The sequence below is a fragment of the Mycobacterium sp. genome (assembly GCF_036488105.1).
Classification (GTDB): domain Bacteria; phylum Actinomycetota; class Actinomycetes; order Mycobacteriales; family Mycobacteriaceae; genus Mycobacterium.
In genome coordinates this window covers 1-8,386 of sequence record NZ_DASXHW010000304.1, presented here as the reverse complement: position 1 = coordinate 8,386, position 8,386 = coordinate 1, and the positions used below count along the sequence as shown (strand labels likewise).

Genomic DNA, 8,386 nt, shown 5'->3' with positions numbered 1-8,386 from the left:
TCGACCGCAGCCGGCATACACTCTCGGCCTCATCAGGATGGCGTTCGGCGCAGTGGCGATCGGCTGGACGGCCTCACTGCTCCCTGATCTGTACGCGCTGTTCGGCCAGCACGGAGTCGAGCCGCAGCAGCCTGAGAGTGCCTATCAGTGGACTGTTTTCGCTATCTGGACCAGTGACCATGTGCTGCTTGTCGGATGGATCCTGCTGCTGTTGTTTTCGGTCGCGCTGACGATCGGCTGGCACAGCCGACTGGCCGCTCTGGCGGTGTTCGTGCTGATCTTGTCGTTCGAGCACCGCGACGTGTGGGTGTTCAATTCCGGCGATCTCGCTGTGCGCATCGAAGCTTTGTTCCTTGCGATCTCGCCGTGCGGCGCGGCGCTTTCGCTGGACCAAGTACGCAGCGCCGGCAAGTTCTGGTCGGCGCAGCAGCGCCCGCAATGGCCGGTGCGGTTGATGCAAGTGCAGCTGTCGTTGATCTATCTCGCATCGGCGCAGGCCAAACTGAATGGCAATGCGTGGCCGCAGGGTACCGCCGTGTCCTACGCCCTGCGGCTGCCAGACATGCTGCTGCTGCCTGCGCCGCACTGGCTTACGACCAGCGCACTCCTGATGAACGCCGTCACCTGGGGCGCGCTCGCCATCGAGCTGTCAGTCGGGATTCTGGTGTGGAACAAGCGATTACGACCATGGGTCCTGGCCGCGGGCGTGGTGATGCACACCATGATCATGGTCACCATCGCGGTTGGATTTTTCACCCCGGCCGTGTTCGTCCTCTACCTCGCGTTCGTCCCGCCCGAAATAGTGGAGCGTCTTCCGCGTAGCGCCAAAGACATGACGAAGAAGCTGGCGGCACTTGCTCGACCTGGGCCGAAATCCAGGAATCGCAAGGAGAATTCGGACTCGACAGGAGACGACGGACTCGTCGCCGAATTTCGAGCCGAAAGTCCAAGTGCCGCTGGGACTACCACCGAAGACTAGGCGAAAGGAGACGCGGCGGACCGGTCGGCTGAGCTATAGGTGACCGGTCGTCAATCCATGGCTGGTTCCGCCACCGGTCGTCAATCCATGGCCGGATCCGCCACCCGACGTCCCACCGCCGGTCGTTCCCCCACCGCCGGTGGTGCCGCCCGTCGTGCCACCACCGCTGGTGCTGCCACCGGTCGTCCCACCACCCGTCGTGGCCGTCCCCGTCGTTCCGCCAGTCGTCGCCGTCCCCGTCGTTCCGCCGGTCGTACCGCCCGTCGTCGTGCCCCCGGTCGTGCCGCCCGTCGTGCCACCGCCGGTCGTGCCACCGCCGGTGGTGCTGCCACCGGTCGTCCCACCACCCGTCGTGGCCGTTCCCGTGCCTCCGCCGGTCGTCGCCGTCCCCGTCGTGCCACCGGTCGTACCGCCGGTGGTACTTCCGGTCGTGCCGCCCGTGGTACCCGCGGTGGTCCCACCCGTCGTCCCGCCACCCGTCGTGGTGCCAGTCGTCGCGCCGGTGGTCCCGCCACCGGTCGTCGCGCCGGTGGTACCTCCGGTCGTGCCGCCCGTGGTACCCGCGGTGGCCCCACCCGTCGTCCCGCCACCCGTCGTGGTGCCAGTGGTACCACCCGTCGTGGTGCCAGTGGTCCCACCCGTCGTGGTCCCAGTTCCACCGGTCGTGGTGCCGCCCGTCGTGCTCGGCTGTAGGGGGAAGGGGATCGGAACGGGGATCGGAATTGGGATATAGCCGGGCGCCGGCGGCGGCCCGACACCGGGGCCGACGTCTGGGGGCGGTGCGGGTGCCGGCGGTGGCGCTTGATCTACAGCGCCACCACGTCCGACCGCAGGCCCCAGGCCACGCTGGGGGACACCCGCATCCGGAGCTGGCACTGGTGGTGCCTGCACGGCCGGAGCAGGCGGCGCCGCCGGCGCCGGCAGGGCGGGCACGAAGTTTCCCGGAACCGCCTTCTGCTGCGCCGGCGCCGGCGGTTGCGGGTGCGACGCGGCGGTCGGGCGGACGCCGATCGTCACTGCTACGGCCAACGCCGCAATTCCAGCGACCAGCATTCCGCCGGCCGCGCTGCCCACCAGCAAGGCCCGGCCGGCTGGCACTGCGGCAGCGTCTAATTCCTCGTCATCATCGCCGCCGTATTCCATCGGGAGCAGTTCGGCGTCGTCGTCCTCCAACGAGTAGGCCAACTGCGATTCCATAGCCGCGACCCTCGTCGCTTCCTCGGCGCCCGGGATTCCTTCGGTCATCGGCGCTGCAGCTGACGCCATGGTTGGGTCGCCGCCCGGCGAGGAAAACCTGCCGGTCGGCGGCACATGTGCTAACGCGGTCGCGTCGCCGGCGGGGTAGGAAAGCCGGCCCGTCGACGCGTCCAACGCTGCGCCGCGGGCGGTCGCGAAGGCAGGGTCGTCCGGCACCGCGAGCGGCAGCGAAGACATCGCCGTTGCTGCCTGAGAGTCGGACAACACCGCGACGTTCTGAACGCCGGAGTCGTCCAACACCCGCCTGAGCTGATTGGCTAGGTCCTGATCCGACCAGCACAGCCGGGTGGCGACCAGCCGGTGATATTGGTCTGCCAGCGATCGACTTGTACTGACCACCGTCTCGGTCAGTCTCGCGATCGGATCCTGCGCGAGGTCGACGACCGACTCGTCGATGACCCCATGGGCACCGTTACCGGTTTCGATGAGGGCCAAGCGGGCAACCGGACCGTCGACCGCGACCCCTAGAGCTAGGTCCACCGCGGACCTCCTCTCCACTGCTGCCGCATCGGCATGGTCGCCGTCACTCACGATCTATCAGGGCAAGCCCGAGGCAAGAATGCAAAGCGTTCGCCTATACCTCGGCGATTATCGTTCATTGGCGAGAGAATGCCAGCGTATTTGGCAGATTGCGCTCCGCCTCAACTGTGTGCCGAATTAGCCGGTGCAACCTCGTGCCGGATCGGCGCGCAGCGGATACCGTCACAGATGAGCCGCGCAACTTACCGAGCAGGGTTCGAACTAAAACGGTGCCGAACCGCAGTTTCACATTCCAGGGAGATCTCGTGAGCCAAAGGCACGATGAGCCGGCCACCCAGGACTTCGCCACCCAACCTCTCTCAGCCGGCCAGGGCACACGGCCGCCCCCGAGACACCCCGCTCCGAACGAGCCCTCGGCAAAGCGGTGGAATATCGGTCGCGACGTCCTCGCCGGCGTGCTCTTGCTCATCGCGCCTCTCTTCCCATGGAACCTGTACTTCGGCATCGGCATCCCCAATAGCAGCGGTGCATTGTTTGCGCTGCTGGCTGTGGTGACCGTGCTTTCGCTGGTAGCTATCGCGGTGGACTATGTGACCCGCTCACGCCTGAGCAACAGCCTCGCCGGTCGACTCCGCGTGGCGCTCAACGCGCCATACGTATTGCTGGTAGCGGGCATCGTCGGTTTCGACGTCGTGCAAACCATGCGCTACGGCGGCACCGGCAATGTGCCGGGTGGCGTGGGTCCAGGCGCATGGCTCGGGATCAGCGGCGCGTTGTTGGGTGCGCAGCCGACGATCACCGGCACGGCCACCGACGACGGCAGCCTTCGAACGTGGCCACTGTTGGCTCGAATCGTGGGCTACACGTCGATAGCCCTCGCGACGCTGGCTGTTTTGTTCAACCTGTTCTGGCGGATAAAAGCTGCCTTGCCGGGCTCGGCGGGCTCATCTGGCTTCGGCAAAGAGAGTATGGCGATCATTGCGACGGCCGTGGTGTACGGCGTAGTGGCGCTGGTGCCCGTCGTCGTGGCAGCCAGGTGGATTCTGCAGAGCGGCAGCAGGTCGGATCGGCTGGCGACCATAGCGCTTGGAGCCTCCACGCTGAGCGCCGGCGTTGTCGTCTGGGTTCTTCCCGTTGGCCGCGAGATCGACGGATTTCATGGCATCGCACAGAACACGTCGACGGCCGGGGTGGGATTCGAGGGTTATCTGGCGTGGGTTGCGGCCGCAGCGATATTCGCGCCGCTGACCCTGCTCAGTGTGGCAACCAACCAGCAGATCGACCGAGGTGTCTGGCGTGTAGCCGCACAAAAAGGCTTACTACTGATCGCTGTTTGGTGTTCTGCTTCCGTGCTGATGAGAGCAACCGACGTCATCGTTGCCGCCGTTTTGCATCTGTCCCGCTCGCCGTACGACAGCGCGGCGATGGCCACGTTCGATGTATTGACCGCGGCGCTTGCGATCTGGCTTCGCGCGAACCTCGTGAGCCGCTTTTTCCCGGTCGCCGTCATCTCATCTCTGTGCGGAGTTCTCCTGGTGCTCAGTGTTTCTCGCATCGTGCTGGGCATCGCCTTATCGCCCCGAGTTGCAGGTACGCCCGCCGGGGCTGCCAACCCGGTGTACGGAAACAATCTCGCCCAGCAGATCACCAGCACCTTCGATGCTGTGCTCAGCGGGCTAGCCTTGTGCATCCTCGTCGTGGCCATCATCACTGCACGCTTCGTGCAACGTCGCCCACCCGCTAAAGGCAAGGGGGACAACCGGGTCCGGCCTGAGGGGTTGGATGCCGAGACAACGCGACTCCGCACCCACGGCGCAACCGCCCCACCATGGCAACGGCCACCTCCCCCGCCGCGGATCCATCGTCCGGAGGGGCAGCCCACGCGCCGGATAGACGTCGGCTCCGGGCGTGAGGACGCGACACAACAGCTACCGACCCGGGCGCCCCGGATATTCCGAACCGACGACGCCAGACAGCGGCCTATCGCCCAACCGCCCCAACGTCCCGGCCCGCAATCACCGACCAGCGCACCGAGAATTCATCGGGCTCAACCAAATCCGCGAGACCACCCTGGCAATGGACCGAGGCGGGAAGTCTGACGCAACGAGGCCTGACCCGGCGGTACCGGTCTAGCCGAGGCCCTTCGCGAAGCCGCTGAGATCCCGCCCGCTGGCGGCGAAAACGTCGGGCATTACGCCCGCGAACAACATGTCACCGCCGTGACACGTACCCGCGACGACTCTGCCCACGGCAGGTACGCCCGCACGCATCAGACGCCGGTAGTAGTCCAAGCCTTCGTCGCGCATCGGGTCGAGCTCATTCACCGAAATCACATGCGGGGGTAGACCGCTCAGGTCGTCGTCGGTTGCGACACCGGCGAAACACGTGGGGTCGTTCGCGTGCGCACCGTCGGGGTCGTAGATCGAGCCGAGGAGTTCTGCCTGCTGGAGGTTGATGAAGTAGCCGTCGCATTCACGCAGCGACGGCAACTCGTCGGGAACCTCGTGCCACCGGTTCGAGATGTACGGACATTGTGCGTAGAACCCGGCGATCTCGTGTAACCACCCTTCTCTCTTGGCCTTGTGCCCCACCGTGAGAGTGAGATTGCCTCCGCCCGATTCGCCGGACACAATCAGATGGCTGACGCCAAGTTCGGCGCGATGCGCCGCGACCCATCGCACGCCCGATGCGCAGTCGTTCAATCCGGCCGGAAACGTATGCGGGCCAAGCTTTCCCCCGGAGTTGCGGAACTCGACGCCGACGACAACGAGGCCGGTGCCGGCCAGGTACTCCCGAATGCGCGAGTACATCGCGTCGGCGGCGCTGGCGATGGCCATGCCGCCACCGTGCAGATGCACCACCGCCGGCAACGGACCGTCGACGTCCGGGCGACTGATGTACAGCGTGACGTCGTTGCCGTCCTCACCAGTGATCGTCGTCGTCGTAGTGGTGACGCCAACCGCGTCGGGAACACCGGGCGCGAAGGCGTCGAGCACGGCGCCAATGCCCGCCTCGCACATCTCCGCATAGGCGAGGCGTTCCTCCAGCGGCGCATCGATGGTCAGTGGCACGACGGGCATGTTGGCGTCGAGCCCGAACTGCGCCAACGCCTCCACCATTCGCGGGTCCGACCGAGGGTCGGTTCCCAACGAACAATCCGGATCGGCGAGACGACCTTCAGCCATGTGGTGACGCTACCTCGACGCAACAGCGGACCGCACCGATGTCGGAGCAACTCAGCCAGCCAGGGTAACTTCGTCCGCTATGGGTGCTTTGGATGGACGCGTTGCTCTGATCACCGGCGGAGCCCGCGGGCAGGGCCGCGCGCACGCGTTGGCGTTGGCCGCCGAGGGCGCCGACATCGTGCTCGCTGATGCTCCCGCGGCCATGGCGGACCTGACCTACCCGTTGGGCACCGAGGACGACTTACGCGAGACGGCAAAGCTGGTCGACGAACTGGGCCGACGCTGCATGCCCTTGACCGTGGATGTGCGGGATGCGGCCGCGGTCAACGCCGCCGTCACACAGACCGTCGCCGATCTCGGCAGCCTCGACATCGTGGTGGCCAACGCCGGAATCGTCAGCACCGGGCCACTGGACGAGGTCAGCGACCGGGTCTGGCAGCAACTCGTTGACACCAATCTGACCGGCGCGTTTCACACCCTGCGGGCAGCCATCCCGGTGATGCGCCGGCAGAAGTTCGGCAGGATCGTCGTGACCTCGTCGATGGGCGGCCGGATGGGTATCCCCGACTTGGCCGCCTACAACGCGACGAAATGGGGTGTCATCGGCCTGGCGAAGTCCGTGGCCCTGGAGGTCGCGAAAGAGGGAATCACGGTCAACGTCGTCTGCCCCACTACGACGCAAACACCGATGGTGCAACCAACTGGCGCTGACGACATCCCGGACGATCTCGTACGGCGGATGATGAAAGCCAATCCGATCCCTCAGCCATGGCTACAACCCGAGGATGTCAGCCGCGGCGTGCTGTACCTGGTTACCGACCCGGGGGTCATCACCGGCAGCGTCCTCGAGATAGGGCTCGGCGGAAGCGCGCGCATCCACTGACGTAAGCGCAAGCGCATCAAGCGGTTACCAGCGGCGCGTCTCGCTTCTCCAGCGGCGCAGGCCATGGCGACGGCTTCGGCCGTTGCCGAACAACCTGCGGCCACCAGAACCACTTGCCCATCAGCGCGGCAATAGACGGCGTCATCAGCGACCGCACGATCAGGGTGTCGAAGAGCAAACCGAGCCCGATGGTGGTTCCGACCTGACCGATCACCGTCAGCTGACTGACCGCCATCGTCATCATCGTGAAGGCGAAGACCAGCCCGGCCGAGGTGACCACCGACCCGGTACCACCCATCGACCGGATGATCCCGGTATTCAGGCCGTCGTGGATCTCCTCTTTGAACCGCGACACCAGCAGTAGGTTGTAGTCGGCGCCGACGGCGAGCAGGATGATGACCGACATCGCGAGCACCATCCAGTGCAGCTCAATGCCGATCAGGTGCTGCCAGATGAGCACCGACAGCCCGAACGACGCGCCCAGGGATAGCAAGACGGTGCCGACGATCACCGCTGATGCCACCACACTGCGGGTGATGATCAGCATGATGATGAAAATCAAACACAGCGAAGCGATTCCAGCGATCAGCAAGTCATAGTTGCTGCCGTCGGCCATATCCTTGAAAGTGGCCGCGGTGCCGCCGAGGTAGATCGTCGAGCCCTCCAGCGGCGTGCCTTTGAGAGCTTCCTTGGCCGCGTTCTTGATCGCGTCGATGTGCGAAATGCCCTCTTCTGTCATCGGATCACCGGCATGGCTGATGATGAACCGCACGGCATGACCGTCGGGCGAGATGAAATTCTTCATGCCCCGCTTGAATTCGGCATTGTTGAAGGTTTCCGGCGGAAGATAGAACGACTCGTCGTTCTTGGAAGCATCGAACGCTTTACCCATCGCGGTCGAGTTCTTCTGCGCCTCTTCCTGCTGGTCGGCCAAGCCCTTCTGGCTCGAATACATGGTCAACATCGTCTTCTTCATGTCCTTCATGTTCGCGACCATCTCGGGCATCATCGCGGTCAGTTGGGGCATGAGCGTGTCGAGGTGATCCAGCACGGGCAGCAGACTTTCGATGTCGTCGGTCATCGTGTCAATGCCGTCAAGGGTGTCGAAGACCGAGCGCAGCGCCCAGCAGGACGGAATGTCGAAGCAGTGCTTCTCCCAATAGAAATAGCTGCGGATTGGACGAAAGTAGTCGTCGAATTCCGAGATGTGGTCACGTAGTTCTTCGATGTCGATAGTCATCGCATGCATCTTCTGGACCATGATGTGCATGTCGTCGGACATCTGCTTGGTCAGATGAGACATCTTCTCCATGCTGTCGATCGTGGTCTGCATCTCGTCGGACTGCTTGAGCATGTCGGCCATCTGATCCATCTGATACTTCTGGTTCAGCTGCTGGGTGACGCCTTGCATGCTGATTTGGAACGGTATCGAGGTGTGCTCGATCGGCGTGCCCTCCGGGCGCGTAATCGCCTGCACGCGACCGATTCCGGGCACCCGGAAGATCGCCTTGGCGATCTTGTCGATCACCAGGAAGTCCGCCGAGTTGCGGAGGTCGTGGTCGGTTTCGATCATCAGCAGCTCGGGATTCATCCGCGCCTGGG

At 64.7% G+C, this 8,386-nt stretch carries 6 protein-coding genes; 3 read left to right on the top strand and 3 right to left on the bottom strand.

All coding sequences use genetic code 11. The features are described 5' to 3' along the window. Positions 1-979 (top strand): HTTM domain-containing protein (locus VGH54_RS16010; protein ID WP_331513045.1); only part of this gene is annotated, 979 nt, incomplete at its 5' end. Positions 980-1,012: 33 nt separating this feature from the next. Here VGH54_RS16010 and VGH54_RS16005 read toward each other — a convergent pair. After that, positions 1,013-2,716 carry a hypothetical protein gene (locus VGH54_RS16005; protein WP_331513044.1) on the bottom strand — a complete coding sequence of 568 codons (1,704 nt, stop codon included), beginning with the start codon at positions 2,714-2,716 and terminating at the stop codon, positions 1,013-1,015. A gap of 431 nt (positions 2,717-3,147) precedes the next feature. Here VGH54_RS16005 and VGH54_RS16000 point away from each other — a divergent pair, with 431 nt between their 5' ends. Beyond that, positions 3,148-4,815, top strand: coding sequence for a hypothetical protein (locus VGH54_RS16000; RefSeq protein WP_414688730.1), 1,668 nt, complete (start codon positions 3,148-3,150; stop codon positions 4,813-4,815). 30 nt (positions 4,816-4,845) lie between these two features. Here the strand turns inward: VGH54_RS16000 and VGH54_RS15995 are convergent, their stop codons facing one another. Next, positions 4,846-5,901, bottom strand: a complete 1,056-nt coding sequence (locus VGH54_RS15995; protein ID WP_331513041.1) for an alpha/beta hydrolase fold domain-containing protein — start codon at positions 5,899-5,901, stop codon at positions 4,846-4,848. Positions 5,902-5,980: 79 nt separating this feature from the next. Between VGH54_RS15995 and VGH54_RS15990 the strand changes: the two genes are divergently transcribed. Beyond that, on the top strand, positions 5,981-6,784 hold the full coding sequence (locus tag VGH54_RS15990) for a mycofactocin-coupled SDR family oxidoreductase (protein WP_331513040.1): 804 nt from the start codon (positions 5,981-5,983) through the stop codon (positions 6,782-6,784). A gap of 16 nt (positions 6,785-6,800) precedes the next feature. Here the strand turns inward: VGH54_RS15990 and VGH54_RS15985 are convergent. Further along, positions 6,801-8,386, bottom strand: a 1,586-nt coding sequence (locus VGH54_RS15985) for an MMPL family transporter (protein ID WP_331513039.1), incomplete at its 5' end; no start/stop codon positions are given.

Coding starts and splice junctions, on each gene's coding strand:
- VGH54_RS15990 (WP_331513040.1), top strand. CDS start 5,981: ATGGGTGCTTTGGATGGACGCGTTGCTCTGATCACCGGCGGAGCCCGC.
- VGH54_RS15995 (WP_331513041.1), bottom strand. CDS start 5,901: ATGGCTGAAGGTCGTCTCGCCGATCCGGATTGTTCGTTGGGAACCGAC.